Here is a 25,105-nt window from a genome sequence, read left to right on the forward strand (position 1 = left end):
TAAACCGAAAAATTAATAAATTAACTATTACACAATGAAAAGAGTATTTACTATCCTTGCAATTACAGGATTATTGTTATTTGGAGCAGCACCTAAAGCTATAGCGCAGGATGCAGCTAAAACTGAACAAGTTGCAGATGCAACAGAATCTAAAACATTTCACCAAGAATTAAAACAACGTTTTATTGAAGGTGGCCCTTTCTTTATGGGAATTGTATTAGTAGCCTTAATTTTAGGTTTAGCTATTGCAATTGAAAGAATTATCTATTTGAATATGGCTACAACTAACACTAAGAAATTAGTAAATAAAGTTGATGAAGCTTTACAATCTGGTGGAGTAGAAGCAGCAAAAGAAGTTTGTAGAAATACAAAAGGACCTGTTGCCTCAATTTTTTATCAAGGTTTAGATAGGATGGATGAAGGTATTGATAACGTTGAAAAAGCAGTTGTTGGTTATGGTGGAGTTCAAATGGGATTATTAGAGAAAAATATTTCTTGGTTATCATTATTTATTGCATTAGCACCAATGCTTGGTTTCATGGGAACTGTAATTGGTATGATTGGAGCGTTTGACTCTATTCAAGCTGCGGGTGATATTTCTCCAACAGTTGTTGCAGGTGGTATTAAAGTAGCATTATTAACAACCGTATTTGGTTTAGTTGTTGCAATTATTCTTCAGGTTTTTTATAATTATATTATTTCTAAAGTAGATAGTATTGTAAATAATATGGAAGATGCTTCAATTTCACTTATAGACCTTTTAGTTAGACACAAAAAATAATAGTAATTATGAATCAGAAATTATCAAAAATATTGACATTAGTCGCAGGGCTAATTGGGTTGATAGGTTTCTTTTTCTTCATCAGAATTTTGATTGAAGGGGATGAAGCTCTTAAAATTGATGCGGATCTACAGAGTAGTATTTTGTCTCCATTTATTTCATTTTCAATTTTTATATTAGTTATAACAGCCATTATTTCAGTTGTGTTTTCAGTTTTGAATATGATTAAACATCCAGAAGCTTTAAAAAGAACTTTAATGGGGGTTGGGATTTTACTTGTATTTTTAGTTATAGCTTATTCTTTAGCAGATGATGGCGCAGTTATGTCTATGGGTAAAGTATTGAAAGATGGAGAAGCAGGTAGTGTCTCAAAATGGGTAAGCACAGGAATAAACTTTAGTGCCATTTTAGGTATTATTGGTTTTGGAGCCTTTTTTGTAGACTTTGTTAAATCATTAGTAAAAAATTAACTAAAAATGGCAAGAAGAGAAAACTCAGAAATTAATGCGGGTTCAATGGCAGACATTGCGTTCTTGCTTCTTATATTTTTCTTAGTAACAACAACTATGGATGTTGATTCAGGTATTTCACGTAAATTACCTGAAAAAGTAGATAATCCGCCAGATGTAATAATTAAAGAAAAGAACGTATTAGATATTGTTGTAAATAGAAATAATCAACTTTTAATTGAAAATGAATTTGTTGGTGTAAAAGACATCAAGCGTTTAGCAATGGATTTTATTGATAATGGTGGAGGTTTATCTACATCAAAAGATGGAAAACCTGCTGAACCTTGTGATTATTGTAATGGAGCAAAAGATCCAGCATCTTCAGATCATCCAACAAAAGCTATCATTTCTTTACAAAGTGATAGAGGTACAACGTATGGAATGTATATTTCAATTCAAAATGAAATTGAAGGAGCTTATAATGAACTTAGAAATAAATTAGCCTTAAAAAAATATCAAAGATCTTATAAAGATTTATTAGATGATTATAAGCATAATGGATCAAAAAGTTTAAAAACAAAAATTGATTTTTTGAAGGATAGTTATCCTCAAATTATATCTGAACCAGAACCAATTAAATAATATCAGAATATGAGTAAATTTAAAAAGAAGAAAAAAGGATTACCTGCTATTTCTACAGCATCCTTACCTGATATTGTATTTATGTTGTTATTCTTTTTTATGGTAACAACCACCATGAGGGAAACTGATTTGGTAATTCAAAAACCAAAACTTCCAAATGCAACAGAAGTTAAAAAGTTGGAGCATAAAAGTTTGGTAAGTACCATTTATGTTGGAAAATCAAAAGATTCAAGAATATCTGGAGATAAAATTCAAGTAAATGATAAAATTATTGATGTAAAAGATATCCCTAACTTTATTTTTGCTGAAAGAGCCTTAAGAAGTGAGGAAGAAGTAAAATATATGACAACTTCTATTAAAGCTGATAAAGGAGCTAATGTAGGTACAATTTTAGATATTAAAGAGCAATTGAGAGATATTAATGCGTTAAAAATTAGTTTTTCTTCTACAAGAGGTAGTAGTATTAAAACGAATTATTAGTATTATAAACTCGTTAATTATATGAAGGCAATCAAATTATTTTTGATTGCCTTTTTTAGTTTTATAAAGTATATTTGTTATATGAAAAGGTATTGGTTTATAATTAGTTTTTTATTTATTTTTATTCACCTTGGAGCTCAAGAGAATGATAGTACCATTAATCCAAGATATTTAGAGGACCAAATATATTTATCACTAACGTATAATATTTTATTGCAAAAGCCTGTTACCATTGTCCAAAATGGATTTTCAGGTGGTGTATCTATTGGTTTTATAAAAGATATTCCATTTAACTCACAGCGTAATTTTGGCATTGGTATTGGCATTGGATATGCTTACAATGTCTTTATTCAGAATTTAAAAATTACAGAAGTAAATTCCGTTACTTTTTTTGAAATAGCGCAAGATTATAATACCAATAGATTTGGAATTAGTACAGTTGAATTACCTTTTGAAATAAGATGGAGAAATTCAACTTTAAATAGGTATAAATTTTGGAGAATTTATGGAGGTTTTAAAGTTTCATATGTGTTAATGGCCAAATCAACTTTTAAAGATTCTTTAGAAACATTTATAATTAGAAACAGCTCTAAATTTAATAAATTTCAATATGGACTCACATTAGCAACAGGATTTGGTACTTGGAATTTATATGTTTATTATGGTTTAAATCCCATTTTTAAAAATGGAGATTTAAATGGAACAAATCTTAATTTAAAAGATTTTAATGTAGGTGTGAAATTCTATATTATGTAGTAAATAAAGTAAACCATAAATTGAGAAATTATACCTAAAATAAACCCCAAAATTACTTCTCTTGTTTTATGAGCTTGTAATCTTAATCTTGACGATGCAATTAAACCACTTATCAAAAAAAGTAGAGATAATAGTATTATTAAATTTAATTTATAGTAATAACTAAAGTGAAATAAAAACCCTATTAACCCACCTATTGCAGCCGTATGAAGACTTATTTTAAGTTTAAAATACAGCATTAAATAGGAAAAAATTAACACAAGTCCGTAGCCAAAATAAAATAAAGATAAGATATCAACAACGTTTGATTTATAAAGCCAATTTCCTAAAATAAATGAAATTGAAATAAATAATAACGTTGGAAACTTTCGTTCTTCAATAGATACCATATGATAACTATCAATCATTTTAAAATACTTCAGAAGTACTAGAAGAAACAAAGGAAATAAATAAGTCCCAATTAAGATAACTATAATTATAATATGTTCTTGAGGTTTAAAAATATATTCAGGAATTAATAAAAAATATAAAATTGTTCCAATAATTGGAAAATTAATAGGATGGAAAAAGTATGATATAAATTTTGAAAATTTCATAAACTATTATTACAATTTTGGCTACATTTCTTTTCTTAATCGTGCAACTGGAATATTAAGTTGTTCTCTATATTTTGCAATTGTTCTTCTGGCAATTGGATACCCTTTTTCTTTTAATACAATAGATAATTTATCGTCTGTTAAGGGCTTCTTTTTATCCTCTTCAATTATTACAGTTTCTAATATTTTTTTTATTTCTTTTGTTGATACATCTTCTCCTTGATCATTCTTCATTGATTCAGAGAAGAATTCTTTAATTAATTTTGTTCCGTAGGGTGTAGAAACATATTTACTATTTGCTACTCTAGAAACTGTTGAGACATCCATATCAATAACATCAGCAATATCTTTTAATATCATGGGCTTTAGCTTTCTCTCATCACCGGTTAAAAAATATTCTTTTTGGTGCTGAATAATAGCATTCATATTTAGAAATAAAGTTTGTTGACGCTGTTTTACGGCATCTATAAACCATTTTGCAGCATCTAATTTTTGTTTGATAAACATAACCGCATCTTTTTGTGACCTTGATTTATTCTTCGAGTCTTTATAACCCTTTAATAAATTGTTATATTCATTTGAAATATGTAATTCTGGAACATTTCTAGAATTTAATGTAAGTTCTAGTTCTCCTTCAATAATTCTAATTGTAAAATCAGGTACAATTTGTTCTGCAATTTTGTTACTACTAACAAATGAACCTCCTGGTTTTGGATTAAGTTTTTCAATTTGTTGAATTGCTTCCTTTAACGTTTCTTCCGAAATATGAAATTTTTGCAATAGTTTAGTGTAATGTTTTTTTACAAAATGATCAAAAGAATTTTCTAATATTTTTATGGCTAAAGTGCTGCTTGGTTTTTCTTTTTTACGTTTCAGTTGAATAAGTAAACATTCCATTAAATCTCTTGCCCCCACGCCTGCAGGGTCCAACTGTTGAACTATTTTTAGAAGTCGTTCTAATTCTTCTTTAGTTGTAAAAATATTTTGTGTGAAAGCTAAATCATCTAAAATATCAATTAAATCTCTTCTAATGTAACCACTATCATCAATACTTCCAATTAAAAAATCTGTAATAATTACTTCTTCATCAGTTAATCGTATGGTATTTATTTGATTTTTTAAATATTGTGTAAAAGAGGTGCCAGAAGCATAAGGTATGTGCTTTTCTTCATCATCTGAAGAGTAGTTGTTTGCTTGTGTTTTATAATTTGGAATTTCATCATCACTTAAATACTCATCAATATTTATATCTTCAGTTTCAATGTTTTCATTTCCTGCAGAATCAAAATCATCATCTGAATTTAAATCTTCATATTCATCTGCATTTTCTTTACCACTTTCTAAAGCAGGGTTTTCTTCTAACTCTTGTTTTAAACGTTGTTCAAAAGCTTGTGTAGGCAATTGAATCATCTTCATCAACTGAATTTGTTGAGGAGATAATTTTTGTAATAATTTAAAATTTAAACTTTGTTTTAGCATTTGTTAAACAGAAAACCGTTGGTTAAAAATATATATAAAAAGCATGCGATTAGTTGTCAGATACTCTTTTTAAAAGATTAATTAAAATTCTGCGTTTTGAGGTGTACGAGGGTAAGGAATTACATCTCGTATATTTCCCATTCCAGTTGTAAATTGAACTAAACGTTCAAAACCTAGCCCAAAACCACTATGTACAGCTGTTCCAAATTTACGGGTGTCTAAATACCACCATAATTCTTTTTCGTCAACACCTAACTCAGCCATTTTTTGTTGTAAAACGTCTAAGCGTTCTTCACGTTGGCTCCCTCCAACTATTTCGCCAATACCAGGAAAAAGGACATCCATTGCACGAACTGTTTTTCCATCTTCATTTAAACGCATATAAAAAGCTTTAATATTAGCCGGATAATCAAATAAAATTACTGGACATTTAAAGTGTTTTTCTACTAAAAAACGCTCGTGTTCACTTTGTAAATCTGCTCCCCATTCATTAATGATATATTGAAATTTTCTCTTTTTATTAGGTTTACAATTTCTTAAAATATCAATTGCTTCAGTATAACTTACACGTTTAAAATTGTTTTCTACAACAAAATTTAACTTTTCTAATAACGACATTTCATTACGTTCAATAGTTGGTTTTGTTTTATCTTCTTGTGTTAACCTGTTATCTAAAAAAGCTAAATCGTCTTTACAATTTTTTAAAACATATGATATTACAGATTTTATAAAGTCTTCTGCTAAATCCATATTGTCATCTAAATTATTGAAAGCAACTTCAGGTTCAATCATCCAAAATTCAGATAAGTGACGAGTTGTATTTGAGTTTTCAGCTCTAAAAGTTGGTCCAAAAGTATATACTTTACCTAAAGCCATGGCGTAAGTTTCAGCTTCTAATTGACCAGAAACGGTTAGATTTGTTGTTTTTCCGAAGAAATCTTTTGAACGGTCAATAGCGCCATCTTCAGTTTTAGGTAAATTTTCAACATTTAATGTTGTAACATTAAACATTTCACCAGCTCCTTCAGCATCTGAACCTGTAATTATTGGTGCATGAAAATTATAAAAACCATTTTCAGTAAAATACTTGTGAACTGCGAACGATAATGATGATCGTAAACGCATCACTGCACTAAAAGTATTGGTTCTTATTCGTAAGTGAGCATTTTCTCTTAAAAATTCAAAACTGTGTTTTTTTGGTTGAATAGGATATTCTTCAGGATTTGAATCTCCTAAAATTTCAATTTCAGATACTTTTATTTCAACAGTTTGCCCTTTTCCTAGGCTTTCAATTAAAGTCCCTTTTATTGAAACTGAAGCACCTGTTGATATACGTTTTAAAACACTTTCATCAGTATTTTCAAAATCAACAACGCATTGTATATTATTTATGGTAGAACCATCATTTAAAGCAATAAAACGGTTAGCTCTAAATGTTCTAACCCAACCTTTTAGCGTTACTTCTTGTAAAAATTTATCTGAACTTAAAAGTTCAGCAACATTCGTTCTTGTCATAATCAAAATTTTAAGAGTTGCAAAGATACCATAACAATTGAAAAAGCAAAAAAACTAACCTTATTCTTTATTTATCCCCATTTTCATCTTCAGTAGATAAAATATCTAAAGTTGGTTCTTTAAAAACTTCTTTGTTAGCAATATTTTTTTCTAAAGAAAGTAATAAAGAGGGTAAAAGTAATAGATTAGATATCATTGCAAATAATAAAGTAATAGAAACCAAACCTCCTAAGGCAATTGTTCCTCCAAAACTTGAAACGGTAAACACTAAAAAACCAAAAAATAAAACTATAGAAGTATAAAACATACTTACACCAGTTTCTCTTAATGCATTATAAACAGATTGTTTAATCCTCCAATTATTTTCTTTTAATTCTTGTCTATATTTGGCTAAAAAGTGAATAGTATCATCTACTGAAATACCAAAAGCAATACTAAATACTAAAATAGTTGATGGCTTTATAGGAACCCCTAAATACCCCATTAAACCTGCCGTAATTAATAAAGGAAATATATTTGGTATTAATGAAATTAAAATCATTCTAAAAGAACGAAATAGAAATGCCATAAAAATTGCAATTAAAAATATGGCTAATGAAAGCGAAACTATTAAGTTGTTAATTAAAAAATTAGTTCCTTTTAAAAACACAAGTGCTTTACCGGTCATGGTAACGTTATATTTTTCTTTAGGAAACTCTTTATCTATTTTTTGTTGTAAACGCTCTTCAATTAGTGCCATTTTATCTGTACCTATATCTTTCATAAAGGTTGTAATACGAGCGTATCGACCTGTTGAATCAACAAAATTCTTCATTAAATTATTATTAGAGGAAGAATTTTTTGTATAAGATAAAATCCAGTTTTTTTCTTGATTGGTTGGTAATTGATAATATTTTGGGTTTCCGCCGTAAAATGCTTGTTTAGAATATTTTACTAAATTTAAAATTGAAATTGATTTAGAAAGCTGTGGAATTTCATCAATAGTTTCATCTAGTTTATTCATGCGTTTAAGCGTAGAAAGTTTCATAACACCTTTTTCGGTTTTGGTATCAACTACAATTTCTAAAGGCATAATACCACCAAATTCTTCTTCAAAAAATAGAATATCTTTAAAGAAATCTTCTCCTTTTGGCATGTCCTCAATAATACTTCCAGATACTTTAATTTGATAAATACCAATCATACTAATAAAAATCAAAGCAATAGTTATACTATAAACTGAAATTCTATGATTTCTAACAATGTTTTCCATCCATTTTATGATAACTTCAATCCATTTTCGCTCTAAATGTTTTAAATGTTTTTCTTTTGGAAGTGGCATAAAACTATACATTATAGGTATAATTAATAAGGCCAAAATAAAAATTCCAAGAATGTTAATGGAAGCAATGGTACCAAATTCTCTTAAAAGCTGACTCTTAGTAAAAATAAATGTTCCAAAACCTAAGGCTGTTGTTGCATTCGTCATTAAAGTTGCGTTACCAACTTTAGTAATAACACGTTGTAATGATTTTGCTTGGTTTCCGTGTTTTTTTACTTCTTGCTGATATTTATTTATTAAAAATATGGCATTTGGCACACCAATTACAATTATTAAAGGTGGTATTAACGCCATTAATACTGTAATTTCATATCTAAATAAACCAATAAAACCAAAGGCCCAAATTACACCAATACTTACTACCAAAAGAGTAATAAACGTAGCTCTAATTGAACGGAAAAAGAAGAAGAAAATTAATGCTGTAACACCAAGAGCTAAGCCCACAAAAAGCCCAATTTCATCAATAATATTTTGAGCATTCATGGTACGTATGTAGGGCATTCCTGAAACTCTAATATTTATATGGTGTTCTTTCTCAAACTGTGCAATAGTTGGATTTAATATATCGAAAACAAAATCTTTACGAGCAGCAGTATTTACAATTTCTTTTTTGAGATAAACAACGGTTCTAATGGTTCCTGTTTTTTTATTGAATAAAATATTATCGAAGAAAGGGAGGTTTTCAAAAAGTTCGGTTTTTATTTTTAAAACTTCTTTAGTTGTTTCAGGAGTTTTATCATAAAGAGGTTCAACATCAAATTTTTGCTCTTTTGTATTTTTTTTTAATTTTTTAATATCACCAATAGCAACAGTGAAATCTACTTGAGATAGGCTGTCTAATGTTTTTGAAAGTTTATTCCAAGCATTAAATTTTTTTGGAGTAAATACTGTTGAGTCGTTAGTTGCTAAAATTATTAGATTACCTTCTTCTCCAAAAAGGTCTAAAAAATGATTGTATTCAATATTAATTTTATGATTTGCGGGTAATAAATTTGCTTCGGTATACGAAAAACGCATATACTGCATTTGTGAAGCTAAAAAAAAGGTAAAAGCAGCTATTAATACAAGTATAAAATATCTTCCTTTTAAGATTACTCTAGAAACATGAGTCCAAAAATCCATTTAAAAGTTTTTTGCAAAGTTAAAAAAATAGTTGAGGTTTTGGTGTGTGGTTATTTAAAATCCTAATCTTAATTTATAAGTTAATTTTACTGCTAAATTATCACTCCATTCAGGGTTTTTATAAGCACCATATCTATAAAATGCACTTAAACCAAAACCTTTAAAAAGGCTATTAAACTCTAAACCACTTTCTATATATCCTTTTTTAAGACTTTTAAAATCTAGACCTAAATGGTATGAGGAATTTTTAATATCACCAATTGCAACTCTTGTAACTATAGTTAATTGAGGTTTAAATTTTTTGGTGATTTTAAAAGATTTTATTTCATGTTTTAGGTGAATTGCTATAAATTTATCTGAAATAAATTCGTTATAACCCATAGTTTCAAAGCTGTTTTTACCAGCAAGTGTAATTCGTTTTCGCCAAGGATTTTTAAAAGTATAATTAGGTGTTGAATTGTACAAATGTGAAATTGGAGCATCACCAAAAACAATTCCACCTTCAAATAAAATATGTGTTGTTGCTTTTCTTAAGCGTTTAATTTTATGTAAAATTCTAAAATTTAACTGTGTAAAATCAAAATCACTGTCAAATATATTTTCAAAGCTTTTAGTAAGTTGAAGTGTAAATTGTGGAAATCTATTTCTAATTTTTAATTTTCCTAAAGGCGAATTCATATATTCACTTTTAGGATTGTATTGTAACCCTAAAGTGGCTGTAGTTAATTTATACTCAGATAAATTTTTAGTTGAAGAGATAAATTGATACTCAAACAAAGGTTTATAATCACCTGAGTTTAATTGAATTTTAGCTTCGAAATTTGGTTGAATGTCATGTTTAATATACGTACTTACAGTTTTGTATTGGTAAAATTTGCTAACATTTAAGTTTCTTGGGTTTATAGGCGAAAACGAAGTGTTTTCTGCTATAAAATCTAAAGAAGCTGCTTCTTTTAAATCGTTTGTGTAATTAACTCCAAACCATGTATTTGTTTCTTTATGTAATCGAAAGGAAACTCCAAAACTATATTTAAAATCGGTGTCTTTTGTTCCGTAAGCAAGGTAAGATTCTAATTTATATTTCGGTGAAAAATTACTGTTAGTTTCGCCTCCAAAACCAATTCGTAAGCCCTCATAATTATTTAAGTTAATAATTTTTCCAATATTTAGATTGATGTATTTTGTTGGATAGTAACCTTTTAAAATATTACGAGCTAAATTTATTTTTTTCTCAATACCATCTTTTAAGGCTAAACTATCTAAAGTTGTATACGTATTTTTTCCACGAGTTGTTAATGAATCTGTTCGGTAGTTATTCCAAAAAGCTGCTGTTTTTTTATGGGCATCATCATTAAACTGCATGGTAGAGGATGATTTTTTTACGACAACAGGTATATTAATTTTTACATTAGAATTTACAGATTTTGAAATAAAATAGGTAACATCACTTGGTCCTTTTTTACGAGTGTTTTTAAGGGTATCGTTCTTTTGACCTTTACTGAATTTTACAGTACCACCAAACAAAGAAATATTTTCACTATTAACTCCTTTTTTTAAAATAACATTCATGTTTTTGGGAAACCAAGTATTATATTTTTTAATATAATTAAAATTTTGAACAGCTTTAATATTTACAATTCCCTTTAGTTCGGCAATTGCTTTTGTAATAGCAAAACTTTTGGTGTCTAAATACATAACACCTTCAATCCCTAAAACTTCTTTTTTTTCTTTAGGTTTAAAATAAATTAAAATTGAATTTCCGCTTTCCGTAGCAATTGTATCTAATATTTTATAATTGTATTGTTTTAAAGCATTGTTAGCAATTGGATTTGTGTACTGCGTACCTGCAAGTGTATAAAATTCATTATAAAACGAAAAATCTTGAAACGTAATAGCCAATAATTCATAAATAGGTTGTTGTAAGCCAGCCATTCTTGAAGCTAAAATAACTTCCTTTTTCTTCTTCCCTTTTTGAAATTGAAATTCAGAAATTTTTTCTGAGATATATAAATGTTGTTTGTCTATTTCTTTTTTGAATTTGTAATTTGATGAATCTAGTTTTTTAAATGTTTTAACACCTTCTTTAACAACAAAAACAGAATCTACATTACCGTTTATAGAATCGGGGTTTGCAGTTACTAAAATTTTATTATATGAATTAAATTTGAATGAATTTAGTGATTTTTCAATGTTATTTTTTGACTTGTTTTTAATGGCGTTTCTAATAATTTGTAAAGCCGGATTTTCTTTAGCAGTTATCAAAACTTCCTCTAAATTTTCTATGGAAGATTTTAATTTTACACGGATAAACTTGTCATTTTTATGAATAGCAACTGAAACAGATTGATAGCCAACATAAGAAATAGAAATTTGGTTAAAAGTATTTTTTGTTTTTATGTAAAATTTACCATCTACATCGGTTAAAGTTCCAAAGTTGGTATTTGTTATAATAGATGCAAAAGGAAGTGGTTGTTTTGTTTTACTATCCAAAACAATTCCTTGAATTTTAGTTTGTGAAATTGCAAAAAAAGGGATTAGTAATATTACTAAAAGGATATTTTTCATTGAGTAAATTTCTTCTGAATAGCACAAATATAAGGTAATTCAAAAAAGTAAATTTCCTTTAGGTTCAATTGTGATAAGTTTAACTTAAAATTCAAACTTATTTTTATGCGTGAATTCCATTGTGCCCATTTGATTCATGATACCAAGAAAGACCTAAAAGTGCTATAGAAATTACACAAGACCCAATAAGTACCACAAATCCACCAGACCAATCCCACTTATCAACAACAGCTCCCATGGCAATATTTGCAAATAATGCGCCACCTAAATAACCAAACAAACCAGTTAATCCAGCTGCAGTACCCGCAGCTTTTTTAGGTACTAAATCCAATGCCTGAACTCCAATTAACATCACTGGACCATAAATTAAAAAACCAATAAAAATTAAGGCTATTGAATTTGCTAAAATAGATTGGCTTGTCCAATACATAAATAATGAAACCATAACAAGTAGCATATAAATAATACTTACCGGAGCTCTTTTCCCCTTAAAAATTTTATCACTTAAATAACCACAAAGTAGTGTTCCAGGAATGCCTGCCCATTCATAAGCAAAATATGCCCAACCAGTTTCTTGAATTGAAAAACCTTTGCTTTCTTCAAGATATAGTGGCGCCCAATCTAAAACACCATAACGTACCAAATAAACAAATGCGTTTGCAAAAGCTATAGACCATAATAATTTATTTTTGAAGATGTATTTAAAGAAAATTTCTTTTGCCGACATCTCTTGTTCAAATTTTTCAGAATATGAATCTGGATAATCATTTTTATAAGCTTCAATATTTGGAAGCCCACAAGATTGTGGAGTATCTCTTAATAAAAACCAAGTTATTAATGCAACAGCCAAAGCAATAAAACCAGGAAAGTATAATTTAGCATGCCAATCAGCAAAAATAGCAAAACCTAAAATTGCAAGTGGACCAATAATTCCACCACCAACATTGTGAGCAACATTCCAAATAGACATTTTTGTTCCGCGTTCTCTAATAGAAAACCAATGAACCATTACTCTTCCACTTGGGGGCCAACCCATTCCTTGAAACCAACCATTGATTAATAATAAAACAAACATAATTGCCACTGATGAAGTAGCAACTGGTAGAATTCCCATAACAATCATTGTAAAAGCTGATAATACCAAGCCTGTAGTCATAAAATTACGTGCATTACTTCGGTCTGAAACATTTCCCATAATAAATTTACTTAATCCATAAGCAATAGAAACTCCAGACAAAGCAAAACCTAATTGAGTTTTAGAAAATCCTAATGCTACTAAATCGGGCATTATCAATGAAAACACTTTTCTAACTAAATAATAACCTGCGTACCCAACAAAAATTCCTAAAAAAACTTGTAATCTTAAACGTTTATACGTTGAATCAATTTTGTTTTCAGGAAGTAATTTTTTATGAGTTGCGGGTTTAAAAATTTTAATCATAATTGTGATTTGTTAACGATTAATTTAAAATATAATTTGCTGCAATGGATTTGAAATTAGTAATTTGATTTGTTTCCCAAGCTTTGTTGTAACCAAATTCTTTAGCTAATAATTTAGCTACTTTAGGTGCAATTTTAACACTTTCTTTGGCGTCTAAAAAAAGAGCCCTTGTTCGTCTAGCTAAAATATCTTCTACAGTTCTTGCCATTTCATAACGAGCTCCCCAAATAACTTGTGCGTTTATAATTTTTAAGGACTCACTTAAATAGCCTTCTAAATTTTCTGATGTTGCTAGTGCAATTATTTTTTCTTCGTCACTTCCATAAACATATAAGGAATTATTATAATTCACATTCTCTTTATAACCGTGTATTTTTAATTTTTTTGTAATTGATATTGTTTGTTTTAAGTTAGAATATTTTGTAATTCTATTAATAACATCTTCCCCCATTTGACGATAAGTTGTCCATTTTCCACCAGTAATTGTAAGCATTCCAGATTTTGAAATTATAATTTTATGACCGCGAGAGATTTCTTTAGTTTTTAAACTTCCTTCTTTTGACATTGCTAATGGTCGTAAGCCAGCAAACACACTTTTAACATCAGATCGTTGAGGCTTTTTTGCTAAGTATCTCCCGGCTGTTTCTAAAATAAAACTTATTTCTTCTTCTAATGCTACTGGTTCTAACTCAGCATTTTCTTTTTTAACATCAGTAGTTCCAACAATAACTTTATCATGCCAAGGAACCGCAAATAATACACGTCCATCACTTGTCTTAGGGATCATAATTGCATAATTATTTGGAACAAACTCTTTATCCAACACTAAATGTACACCTTGGCTGGCACACACCATTTTTTTTGCATTTGGCGTGTCCATTTTTATAATATTATCAATAAATACACCTGTGGCATTAATTACATTTTTAGAGGTTATTTTAAATTCTTTACCAGTTTCTTTATCAACAGCAGTCACTCCAATTATTTTATGTTGCTCTTTAATTAGCTCAGTAACTTTCATATAATTAAGCACAATACCTTCTTTTTCAATAATAGTTTGGCATAAATTAATACCAAAACGGGTATCATCAAATTGCCCATCATGATAAATTACACCACCTTTTAAACCTTTTGTTTTGAGTGTTGGGATACATTCTAATGTTTTTTTTCTTGAATAAGGTAAAGAGCGCCCTAAACTTAAACTCCCCGATAATAAATCGTAAATTGTTAATCCAATGGTGTAAAATGGTTGAACCCACCATTTATATGCAGGAATTATAAAAGATTGATTTTTAACTAAATGAGGCGCATTTTGTTTCATTAATCCTCTTTCTCTCAAGGCTTCTTTTACCAATGAAATATTTCCTTGCGCTAAATACCGAACACCTCCATGAACTAATTTTGTACTTCTGCTTGAAGTTCCTTTGGTAAAATCATTTTGCTCTAATAAAACAACGGAATATCCTCTGGAAGAAGCTTCTAAAGCAATTCCAAGCCCTGTTGCGCCTCCACCAATTACAACAAAGTCGAATGTTTTCCTTTTTTCACAAATTAAATTTATCATTTTGGTACGATTCATAGCTTTTTTTTCTTGAATTAATTTTGATTGGTATTGTAAATATAAAAAGAGTTTTTAGTAATTCAATTTCTTTTAGATATTGTTAAATATTGAAAAATAAAAATCCCTTCAATTTAATTAAAAGAAGGGAATTTATAAAAGTTTTAAAAAGATTGAAATTATACTTTCATAATTTCTGCATCTTTAATTTTGTATTGTTCATCAATTTCTGCACTAAACTTATCAGTTAATTTTTGAATATCAATTTCAGCATTTGCTTTCATATCATCAGAAGCCTCATCTTTTTTAATTTCATTCATGGCTTCTCTACGATCATTTCTAATACTCACTTTTGCTGTTTCAGCTTCTGCCTTTGCTTGTTTAGAAAGTTCCATACGCCTTTCTTCAGTTAAAACAGGTACGTTAATAATAACAATTTCGCCATTATTCATTGGGTTGAAACCTAAATTAGCATTCATTATTGCTTTTTCAATTTCATGAAGCATATGTTTTTCCCAAGGTTGAACTGTTATGGTGTGCGCATCCATAGTTCCTACATTTGCAACTTGAGTTAAAGGAACTTGTGAGCCATAATAATCTACAGTTACACTTCCTATCATTGCTGGACTTGCTTTTCCAGCTCTAATATTTCTGAATTCTTTTTCTAAATGCGTTATAGCACTTTGCATTGATTCTTTTGTGCTATCTATAATAAAAACTAATTCTTCATTCATAATTGAAAAATTTAAATTATATGTTTATTTATCAACTTTTGTACCAATATTTTCACCTAAAATTATCTTTTCTAGGTTTCCTTTTGTATTCATGTCAAATACAACAATAGGTAAATTATTTTCTTGACTGAGTGTAAAGGCAGTCATATCCATTACTTTTAAACCTTTATTCATAACATCTTTATATGTTATTGAATCATATTTAATTGCATCCTCAAATTTTTCTGGATCTGAATTGTAAATGCCGTCTACACGTGTCCCTTTTAAAATTACATCAGCATTAATTTCAATGGCTCTTAAAACTGCAGCCGTATCTGTTGTAAAATATGGGTTACCAGTTCCTCCACCAAAAATAACTACACGTCCTTTTTCTAAATGGCGAACAGCTCTTCTTTTTATAAATGGCTCGGCAACTTGCTCCATTTTTATTGCAGTTAACAACCGGGTTTTTATACCAGCATCTTCAATAGCGCTTTGTAAAGCCAAACCGTTAATAATAGTTGCAAGCATTCCCATATAATCTCCTTGAACTCTATCTATACCGTTACTTGCTCCAGCTACACCTCTAAAAATATTACCACCACCAATTACTATGGCAACTTCTATTCCTTTATCAACAATTTTTTTTATTTCCTTAGCATATTCTGCTAAACGGGTTGGGTCTATCCCATGTTGGCGCTCTCCCATTAGAGCTTCTCCACTTAATTTTAATAGAATTCTTTTATAAGCCATAATTAGTTTGAAAGTTATGCAAATATAAGAAATACTTTAGAAGTAATTATAAGGAAAATTAATACTAATTTGTAGTTTAATTTAATTCTATTTGATGCTTGTTTTTAAGCGAATAATATTCTAAAAGTTTTTTTAAAGAATTTAAGGAAGCAAATTCAACGTCTACAATAGGATTTTTCAGCTTGAAATATTGATTTTTAAGTTTTAAAAAGTCTACACTTTCAAAGCTATCGGATTCAATAATTGACAATAAACTTTCGGAAATTTCTGATACGTTTTTTGATAAAGGCTCAATAGTTTTTAGAATAGGGTTACTTTTTTTAATTTGTGTAAATAAGTTTGCATTATTTGCCCATTTTTTTAAAATAATTAAAATTTCCTTCTTGGATGAAACGTTTTTTGTTGAAAGAAAGTCTTTCACTAAATCATTAAATATAATAGCATCTATTGCATCAGCAGTACAAGCATCCGCAAAAAGGGTAAATGGTGAATACGATTTATATTCTATTCCTCCTTTATTTCTTGTATAAATTTTTATTGGTTCATATACTTTGGTAAGCTCTACTAAAGCTTCAATATTTTGATTATTAGTTATATTTCTTAAAATTACATCTCTATTTTTAATATGAGTTATTCCTAATTCTTCTAATCTAAAACTTACGTTTTCTAATCGAGAGTACATATTAGAAATGTCGTTTACAGATGAAGAAGACCAAAAACGCTCTGCAATAGCAGCTGTTCTAGGCCATATTCTTGAATCAATAGTTAAAGGTGTAACTAATTCACTCCACATAGTAGCTTCACCACCTAAAATTAGTTTTTTTTCAGTAGCTGTTAAGTTGTTGTTTTTAGGAAGTGGATCAATTAAATAATGTTCGGTTGCAGGTTGCATTAAATCAATATAATATCCATTAGAAAGTATGGTGTTATATCCTTTTTTTGCAGCATTTATTAATGATTGTCCAGCAGGCATACCTTCGTTTTTACCTTTCCAAGAATGAATTAATGCTGTGGTTGGCATTTTAGGAGTCATGATTTCTTCCCAACCCATAATAGATTTCCCAAGTTTTGATAAAATATTTTCTAAGCGTATGTTGAAATAAGTTTGTAAGTCATGGTTTGTTTCTAAACCATGTTTCATCATAAATTGTTGAATTTTTAAATTTTCATTCCAATGTTTACCTTTATTTTCATCACCTCCAATATGGAAATATTTATAAGGAAAAAGTTGAGACATTTCCTTAAATAAATCGGCTAATACTATATAAGTTTTTTCATTTGTTGGATCTAAAGTAGGGTTAAAAATTCCAGCAAAACGTTCTACGGAATAAATGGTGTCTTTACTAGCTAATTCGGGGTAAGCAGCTAAAATAGCCGTTGCATGCCCAGGAACATCAATTTCTGGAATAACCCTTATTCCTCTATCAGAAGCATATTGTACTAGTTCTTTAATTTGATTTTGAGTATAATATAAACCATCTGATCCTAATTGGTGTAATTTTGGGTGTGTTTTTGATTCAATTCTAAATCCCTGATCATCAGTTAAATGCCAATGAAAAACATTCATTTTTACTGCCGCCATTGCATCTAAATTTCGTTTTAAAACATCAATAGGTTGAAAATGGCGAGCTACGTCAATCATTAAGCCTCTCCATGTAAAACGTGGTTTGTCATTAATTTTAATTTCTGGAAAGAAATAGGCTTCTTCATTGAAAGAAACAGACTGTAATAGGGTTTCTAATGCGTAAATAACACCAATATCTGTAGTTGCTGCTATTTTAATTTTATCTTTTGAAATAACTAATGTATAAGACTCATCTTCATAAATTTCTAATTTCCCTATAGAATCATAGGTAATTTCAAGAGTAGCGTTTTTAATTTCAGAGGTGTTATAAGCAAATCCATTTTCAAAAAACACACCTGTTCTACCACTTAATCGTCGTAAAAATTTTGTAGTAGCAATATCAATTCTCTTACTATTTTTATTATTTATAGCAATTTTAAATTCGGGGTTTATTACAAGTTTAGAATTTCCAATAGTAATTTCTTGTGGCCAAGGCATTAAATTTAAATTTTCATTTTGACTAAAACAGCCGAATGAATACAAATAAATTAATAATAAAATCTTATTTTTCATATTCAATTTTAGTAATAGTAGCGTTTAAAAGCCTCTAAAGCAGCGTAATCTGCTAAACCAAGTTTGTGATATTTTGTTGCAGTTTCATTATTTCTTTCTTCTGCTCGTACCCAGAATTCACGGGTGTCATTTCCTTGAAACATAACTCCATCTTTTTGAGATTGATGAAAGAATATTGCTTTTCTTTTCTTTAAAACTTGATCGGGGCTCATTGGAACTACCATATCAATTTGATGGATATCCCATTCATGCCAAGCACCTCTATATAACCAAACCCAACAATCTGACATGTATTTATGATGTTTCAATATCTTTAGAGCTGCAAAAATGGTGTCTAAACAAACTTTATGAGTTCCGTGAGGATCAGCCAAATCACCCGCAGCATAGATTTGGTGTGGTTTAATAGTGTCAATTATTTTTGAAACAATAGCTATATCTATTTGGCTTATTGGTTTTTTTTTAATTGTTCCTGTTTCGTAAAAGGGAAGGTTTAAAAAGTGAACATTTTCATCGGGTACACCAACAAATCTAGTTGCTGCTAAAGACTCTCTTTTTCGTATAATTCCTTTTAATTGTCTAACTTCTATTGAATCTTCAAAATCTTCTTTACTAACATTTATTTTATCAATTATAGAATTAACATTATGATTAGTTGTATTAAAATCTTTAATTACTTCAGCATATTTTAAAGCTTCATAATTAGATACTGCAATATTTCCTGAAGTTTGATACGCAATATGAACTTCATGGCCTTGTTCAACCAGTCGATCAAAAGTTCCGCCCATAGAAATAACATCATCATCTGGGTGTGGGCTAAAAATTAACACTCTTTTTTTGTGAGGATTAGATCTTTCGGGTCTAGATGAATCATCAGCATTTGGTTTTCCTCCTGGCCAGCCAGTAATAGTACGTTGTAGTTTGTTAAACATTAAAATATTTAAATCGTAAGAGCTCCCTTCTTGAGATAGTAAGCTTGACATACCATTGTTATTATAATCTTTATCGGTTAGTTTTAGGATTGATTTATTAGTTAATTGGCACAACCAAACAATAGCTTTACTTTTTAATTCTTCATTCCATACACACGGCCCAACAAGCCAAGGAGTATTTAACCTAGTAAGTTCTTGTGATGCCTCATCATTTAAAATAAAACTGGTATTGTTATGATCTTGTAAATAGGTGGCTGGTACTTCTGAAGTTATTTCTCCTTCAATAGTTTTTTTAATTATTTCGGCTTTATTATATCCCCAAGCAAGTAATACTATTCTTTTTGCTTTTTTAACCGATCCAATTCCCATTGTTATCGCTTTTTTAGGAACATTTTCAATTCCTAAAAATGAAGGTGCTGCATCTGAACGAGTCATATGATCTAAGGTAATACTTCTTGTACCTGAGTTGTAATGAGATCCAGGCTCATTAAAACCAATGTGCCCTGTTCTTCCTATTCCTAAAAGTTGAAAATCTAAACCACCATATTCTTTAATCTTTAAATCGTAGTCTATGCAGTATTGATGTAACTCCTTTTGAGGAATTGTTCCATCAGGAATATGAATATTTTCAGGGTTGATGTTAATATGGTTGAATAAATATTGATGCATAAAATAAAAATAGCTATGAATGCTATTTCTATCCATTGGAAAGTATTCATCTAAATTAAAGGTAACAACATTTTCAAAACTTAAGCCTTCTTCTTGATGCATACGAACTAATTCTTCATAAACTTTTATAGGGGAAGAACCTGTGGCTAAACCAAGTATACAGAGTTGATTTTTTGTTTGTTTTTCTTTTATTAAAGTTGCAATTTCTTCGGCAACACAAATGGAGCCTTCTTCAGAATTTGAAAACACAATATTATGTATTTTTTCAAATCTAGTATCTTCAAATTGCCCAGCTGGTTTATATCGAATATCAATGGCAGTCATTTTTAACTTTTTAAGTTGAGTAAAATATTGGTGTAAATTTATTTAAGAAGGTTATAAGTATCTAAATTTTTCGACCAATAGCAGCTTTCTTATTACAAAAACAAACGGGAATGGTTAGTTCCCGTTTGTAAACAACAATTAATTAACAAAAACCAAATTGCTTTAAAATTATTTAGAAATTACTTCCAGATATATCCCACCAAAGTCTTGTACCTCCAGTATCGGGTCCATTTAAATAGCTTACACCTGTTTGAACACCATTTGGATTACCATCATATTCAGAAGTTGGGAAATTTATTCTTCTTATAAAATCTTCAGTACTTATTTCTCCGCCACTATTATTTATAACAACTGGGAAAAGTTTAGGGTAGCCAGTTCTTCTAAATTCACTCCAAGCCTCTTGACCATCAGGGAACATTGCAATCCATTTTTGAGTAATAATTTTTTCTAATTTTTGCTCATTTGAATCGCCATTATTCCAAGCAATAGTAATAGTACTTAGATTAGTATCTCCTAAATTTATATTATTGACTGCATTTAATGGGTCTACATAAGGTATTGCAGTTTTGGTATTATCTGCGATATATGTTGAAGCATCTCCAGCACCATTTTGCTCAAATGATGTTGTAATTCCAGCTTCATATAAACTTTCAGCAGTTCCTCCCATATTCCAACCTCTTAATGCACCTTCAGCACGTAAGAAATAAACTTCAGCCGCAGTCATCCAAGTAATTTTATTTGTTTGAATAATGTTACCAAGAGGTGAAAAGACAACATAATCTGATTTATCTGAAATATCAATACCATTTCTAATTCCTTTATACTCACCAGAAACAATATCAGATGTCTCAAAGTAATTTTCTATCCTTGGGTCATCATATCCTTTTAAGATTGATTCCATTGGAGCTCCCATTCTTATATCATTCCAGCTGTTATTTATAGTAACTAATGGATGTGTAAATGTTGAAGAATTTACAATAGCACTTTCAGCATTAGAAGTAATAACACCTATTGAATGTGATAACGATTTTTCTGCTTCAATTTGAGCTTTTGAAGGATCTGCGTTTACAATTCTCATAGCTAAACGTAACCTTAATGAGTTTGCAAATTTTATCCAACCAGTATAATCACCATTGTATAAAGTAAAATCTGTTCCTGTAAAAGAAGAGGTTTCTCCTGCATTTACTCTCGTTGTTAAATCGTTAATAGCAATATCTAACTCTTCAAAAAATTTGTTATAAACGTCTTGTTGAGAATCGTAAGGAATTGTAGTTTCTTCTGTTCCAAATTCTGAATATACAAGAGGCCCGTATATGTCAGATACTCTATGCATTGCTTCAACTTTTAAAATTAAAGACCATGCATAAAATTGTGGTGCAGATTCTTTAGCTCTTTGTTCTACTTTTAACGCATTACTCATTATATTACTATATGCTGTACTCCATGGAAATCCATTCCAACCATCAACTAGAGCATAATTCATATTATTAATATTACTCGCAAATGGAGTAGGAGGCATCATATAACCAGAATACACATCACCAATTAAATTTTGTTGTAATTGAGTTACCCAAGCAGGATCATACGTGTAAACATTGTTAATCATAGGAGCAAATAAAGCTTTTACATGATTAAAATCTTGAGTTAATTGTGAGTCTGTAAATCCGTTTTCTGCTTCATTTAAACCTTCAAATCTATCAGTACAGGCTGTTAATAGTACAGCTGAACTTATAGCCGCTAAAATATATTTTTTATAAAATTTCATAATCAATCAATTAAAAAGTTAAGTTAATATTAAGCCCTAAACTTCTTGTTGAAGGCATTCCAAATACGTCAACTCCTTGTAATCCTTCACCTGTACTTAATGAAATATTTGGATCAAAAGGGGCATCTTTATAAAGGAAAAATAAATTTCTTCCTACCATTGATACACTTACTGCTTTGAACAGGCTAGTATCTTTAAGGTTAAAATTATACCCAAAAGCTAATTCTCTTAAACTAATGTTTGTAGCTTTATACATATATTCACCTGTTGCACCTGCTCTTCCACCAATTGTTGAATAATAAGTTTCAGTATCAAAAGTTGTAACAGCATTACCACTTGCATCTACAGCGTTAATTGTAACTCCACCTGCATTTCTTGCATCGGCAGTTCTTTGAGATGTTCCAAATTGATCCATCATTGCTTCTGTAATACTCATTACTTCTCCACCAAAACGCCCATCAATATGGAAATCTAACGAGAAATTTTTGTAATTAAATGAGTTAGACCAACCTAATGTAAAGTCAGGGTTTGAATTCCCTACAGCTTCCCAATCACCTACTTGCAATTTTCCATCAGCGTCTAATTGAATTCTTCCTTGTGAATCACGAACTAATTTTTTTCCTTCAATAATTCCAAAAGCTTCACCTTCTTCTAATACATAACGGTAGTGATTAACACCAGCGTCTGTTAATACAACACGTCCTCCTAATTCATTAGGTAATTCAGTAACTTTATTTTTATTAGTTGCAAAATTTAAAGAGGTATTCCAATTAAAATCTTCACTAACAATAGGTTTTGCAGTTAGTGCTAATTCAACACCAGTATTATTTATGTTTCCGGCATTAAACGCATAATTTGAATAACCAAAAGGATTTGTTGCAGGTGCAGGAATTACCATAAATTGATTTTTAGTATCAGAGTTATAGTATGTTAATTCTAAACCTAATCTGTTTTCAAAAAATCGCCATTCTGTTCCAAATTCAAATGAAGTTTGTTTTTCAGGTTGTAAAGACTCGCCTGGTCTTGGACCAATAGAGGCTCCAGAAACAGTTCCACCTCCTATGGTGTTTTGTGGACTTGTTATAAATGAAGGAATATCATTTCCTACTTCAGCATAAGAAATACGAACTTTACCAAAACTAATTGCTTCGGGTAATTCTACCATTTCACTTATTACCCCAGTTAAACCAAATGAAGGATAAAAGAAGGATAAATTATCTGTGTTTACTAATGAAGATGACCAGTCATTACGAGCGGTAATATCTGCATATAACATTCCCTTATACCCAAATTGTATATTTCCAAATAAAGATTGAACTTCTTTTTTTGATGCTAAAGATTGGTTGATGTTAACAGTGCTGTTAAAATTAGCTAAAGTGAACCAGTTTGCTAAACCTAAACCAGCTGAAACTCCTGAATCTAAGAACGTTCTATCTCCAATTCTATAGTTAGTAACACTTGTACCAATATTTGCATTAATTTCTAAATCGTCATTAACTTTTTTATTAATTGTAGCAATAAAATCGGCATACATTTGTGTGTCGTTACTTTTATCTAAAATATATCTACCGTTTGTATGTGATAATGTAGCTTGAGTAGTTGCAAATATTTTTTTATCAAATGTATTGAATAATTTATCGTAACTCATTCTTGAACGTAAGCTCAACCAATCATTCACAGGATAACTTAAACTTATAGTGGCTAAGACGTGTTCATTTTTATCAATACTAGTATTTCTATTTAATATCCAAAAAGGATTTTGCATAATATCTCTATCAGTTGGCCAATTTTGAGCCATTAAATTTCTTGAAGGATCAAGGACTTCAAAATTAGTTTTATAATCACTAAAATTACCATCTCTAGGTCCTAAATACAAACCAGTTAAAGGGTTGAAATATAGCCCGTTTACAGGTTTGTTTGTTATTTTTTGAGTTGATAAAGTTATACTTGCATTTACGTCTAACTTGTCGTTAAAAAATTTAGCAGTTTCTCTTAAATTAAAATTATGCTTGTTTAAAGTATTTGTTGGAATAACTCCTTGAACATTTGTATTAGCATACGATAAATAAGTTTGCGATTTTTCATTTCCTGCTGATAATGAAACTGAACTTATTTGAGTACTTCCAGTTTCAAAAAAGTCTTCAACGTAATTTGAAAAGCTAGAGTTAGCTCCCCAACTTGTATCTGATCCTGGGTTACTCATATATTGTGTTTGAAAATCTGGTAAATCAGCAACTTTTTCAAAAGTTGTGTTTGAAGATATTCTAACTATAGTAGCATCAGATGTTCCTTTTTTGGTTGTAATTAAGATAACACCATTTGCACCTTGTGAACCATATAAAGCAGAAGCTGAAGCTCCTTTTAAAACAGTCATACTTTCAATATCATCTGGATTAATAAGTGAAATTGCATCACCACCATCACGGTTACCACCGTTAAAATCTCCAAAAATACTATTAGGTTGACTTGAGCTGTTATTTGAAATTGGTACACCATCAATAACATATAAGGGTTGGTTATTTCTAGTTGAAGAGTTACCACGTATTACAACTTTAACAGATCCACCAGCACCAGCACTACTTCTGTTTACATTTAACCCGGCAATTTTACCCGATAAATTATTTATAGGGTTAGCATCTTTAACCCTCGTTAATTCATCACTTTTAATTTCTTGAGCAGAATAGGTCAGTGATTTTTTCTCTTTTTTAATTCCAAGAGCTGTAATAATTACTTCATCTAAACTTTGAGCATCTTCTAACAATACAACATTAATTGTAAAAGAGTCTGCAATAGTTACTGTTTTAGTTTTCATTCCAATAAAAGAAAACACTAAAACATCTCCGTTTGAAGCGTCAATAGTATACTTACCGTCAAAATCTGTTTGACTTCCTTTGGTTGTTCCTTGAATAACAACATTAACTCCAGGTAAAGGAGTTTGATCTGTTGCAGTTACCGTACCGGAAACTGTTTTCTCTTGCGCTATAACTTCAGAAGTGAAAACGAGTGAGAAAATAATGATTAATAATGGTATTAATTTTTTCATATAAAATAAATTAGTTAATTTTTGCAATGATAAACATATAATTAACATTAGCATCTTCAAAAGATAA

18 protein-coding genes are annotated in these 25,105 nt (G+C 29.6%); 5 read left to right on the forward strand and 13 right to left on the reverse strand.

What is annotated here, in order from left to right; translation table 11 throughout:
* Nucleotides 1-34: 34 nt before the first annotated feature.
* From QM495_RS11390 to QM495_RS11410, 5 genes are all read left to right on the forward strand, one after another.
* Nucleotides 35-781, forward strand: coding sequence for a MotA/TolQ/ExbB proton channel family protein (locus QM495_RS11390; protein ID WP_408672236.1), 747 nt, complete (start codon nucleotides 35-37; stop codon nucleotides 779-781).
* A 32-nt stretch (nucleotides 782-813) separates the two neighbouring features.
* Entirely contained in the window at nucleotides 814-1,251 is a 438-nt protein-coding gene (locus tag QM495_RS11395; RefSeq protein ID WP_408672237.1) for a hypothetical protein, read from the forward strand.
* Between the two features lie 6 nt (nucleotides 1,252-1,257).
* Nucleotides 1,258-1,872, forward strand: coding sequence for an ExbD/TolR family protein (locus tag QM495_RS11400; protein ID WP_408672238.1), 615 nt, complete (start codon nucleotides 1,258-1,260; stop codon nucleotides 1,870-1,872).
* A gap of 9 nt (nucleotides 1,873-1,881) precedes the next feature.
* Nucleotides 1,882-2,352 carry an ExbD/TolR family protein gene (locus QM495_RS11405; RefSeq protein ID WP_408672239.1) on the forward strand — a complete coding sequence of 157 codons (471 nt, stop codon included), beginning with the start codon at nucleotides 1,882-1,884 and terminating at the stop codon, nucleotides 2,350-2,352.
* Between the two features lie 81 nt (nucleotides 2,353-2,433).
* On the forward strand, nucleotides 2,434-3,108 hold the full coding sequence (locus QM495_RS11410; protein WP_408672240.1) for a porin family protein: 675 nt from the start codon (nucleotides 2,434-2,436) through the stop codon (nucleotides 3,106-3,108).
* Here the strand turns inward: QM495_RS11410 and QM495_RS11415 are convergent.
* The 13 genes from QM495_RS11415 to QM495_RS11475 all read right to left on the reverse strand — a co-directional run bounded on the left by QM495_RS11415 (nucleotide 3,096) and on the right by QM495_RS11475 (nucleotide 25,038).
* Nucleotides 3,096-3,704, reverse strand: coding sequence for a hypothetical protein (locus QM495_RS11415; RefSeq protein ID WP_408672241.1), 609 nt, complete (start codon nucleotides 3,702-3,704; stop codon nucleotides 3,096-3,098). The genes QM495_RS11410 and QM495_RS11415 overlap by 13 nt on opposite strands.
* Before the next feature lie 21 nt (nucleotides 3,705-3,725).
* Nucleotides 3,726-5,183, reverse strand: a complete 1,458-nt coding sequence (gene rpoN, locus QM495_RS11420) for an RNA polymerase factor sigma-54 (RefSeq protein WP_408672242.1) — start codon at nucleotides 5,181-5,183, stop codon at nucleotides 3,726-3,728.
* A gap of 81 nt (nucleotides 5,184-5,264) precedes the next feature.
* Nucleotides 5,265-6,698 (reverse strand): asparagine--tRNA ligase, encoded by a 1,434-nt coding sequence (gene asnS / locus QM495_RS11425; protein WP_408672243.1) that lies wholly within the window; start codon nucleotides 6,696-6,698, stop codon nucleotides 5,265-5,267.
* Between the two features lie 67 nt (nucleotides 6,699-6,765).
* Nucleotides 6,766-9,141: an efflux RND transporter permease subunit gene (locus QM495_RS11430; RefSeq protein ID WP_408672244.1), complete on the reverse strand. Its 2,376-nt coding sequence runs from the start codon at nucleotides 9,139-9,141 to the stop codon at nucleotides 6,766-6,768.
* Between the two features lie 54 nt (nucleotides 9,142-9,195).
* On the reverse strand, nucleotides 9,196-11,706 hold the full coding sequence (locus QM495_RS11435; protein WP_408672245.1) for a DUF5686 family protein: 2,511 nt from the start codon (nucleotides 11,704-11,706) through the stop codon (nucleotides 9,196-9,198).
* A gap of 103 nt (nucleotides 11,707-11,809) precedes the next feature.
* The gene (gene glpT, locus QM495_RS11440) at nucleotides 11,810-13,147 is read right to left on the reverse strand and encodes a glycerol-3-phosphate transporter (protein ID WP_408672246.1); all 1,338 of its coding nucleotides are present in this window, start codon (nucleotides 13,145-13,147) and stop codon (nucleotides 11,810-11,812) included.
* Nucleotides 13,148-13,166: 19 nt separating this feature from the next.
* Nucleotides 13,167-14,726: an FAD-dependent oxidoreductase gene (locus QM495_RS11445; RefSeq protein ID WP_408672247.1), complete on the reverse strand. Its 1,560-nt coding sequence runs from the start codon at nucleotides 14,724-14,726 to the stop codon at nucleotides 13,167-13,169.
* A gap of 158 nt (nucleotides 14,727-14,884) precedes the next feature.
* On the reverse strand, nucleotides 14,885-15,439 hold the full coding sequence (frr, locus tag QM495_RS11450) for a ribosome recycling factor (protein WP_408672248.1): 555 nt from the start codon (nucleotides 15,437-15,439) through the stop codon (nucleotides 14,885-14,887).
* A 24-nt stretch (nucleotides 15,440-15,463) separates the two neighbouring features.
* On the reverse strand, nucleotides 15,464-16,171 hold the full coding sequence (pyrH, locus tag QM495_RS11455; RefSeq protein ID WP_408672249.1) for a UMP kinase: 708 nt from the start codon (nucleotides 16,169-16,171) through the stop codon (nucleotides 15,464-15,466).
* 76 nt (nucleotides 16,172-16,247) lie between these two features.
* Nucleotides 16,248-18,308: a beta-N-acetylhexosaminidase gene (locus QM495_RS11460; protein ID WP_408672250.1), complete on the reverse strand. Its 2,061-nt coding sequence runs from the start codon at nucleotides 18,306-18,308 to the stop codon at nucleotides 16,248-16,250.
* Between the two features lie 8 nt (nucleotides 18,309-18,316).
* Nucleotides 18,317-20,230 (reverse strand): glucosamine-6-phosphate deaminase, encoded by a 1,914-nt coding sequence (nagB, locus tag QM495_RS11465; protein ID WP_408672251.1) that lies wholly within the window; start codon nucleotides 20,228-20,230, stop codon nucleotides 18,317-18,319.
* A gap of 172 nt (nucleotides 20,231-20,402) precedes the next feature.
* Complete coding sequence (locus tag QM495_RS11470; RefSeq protein ID WP_408672252.1) at nucleotides 20,403-21,995, reverse strand: RagB/SusD family nutrient uptake outer membrane protein; 1,593 nt, start codon at nucleotides 21,993-21,995, stop codon at nucleotides 20,403-20,405.
* A 10-nt stretch (nucleotides 21,996-22,005) separates the two neighbouring features.
* The gene (locus tag QM495_RS11475; protein WP_408672253.1) at nucleotides 22,006-25,038 is read right to left on the reverse strand and encodes a SusC/RagA family TonB-linked outer membrane protein; all 3,033 of its coding nucleotides are present in this window, start codon (nucleotides 25,036-25,038) and stop codon (nucleotides 22,006-22,008) included.
* Nucleotides 25,039-25,105 lie beyond the last annotated feature (67 nt).

The organism is Lutibacter sp., from assembly GCF_046055765.1.
Classification (GTDB): domain Bacteria; phylum Bacteroidota; class Bacteroidia; order Flavobacteriales; family Flavobacteriaceae; genus Lutibacter.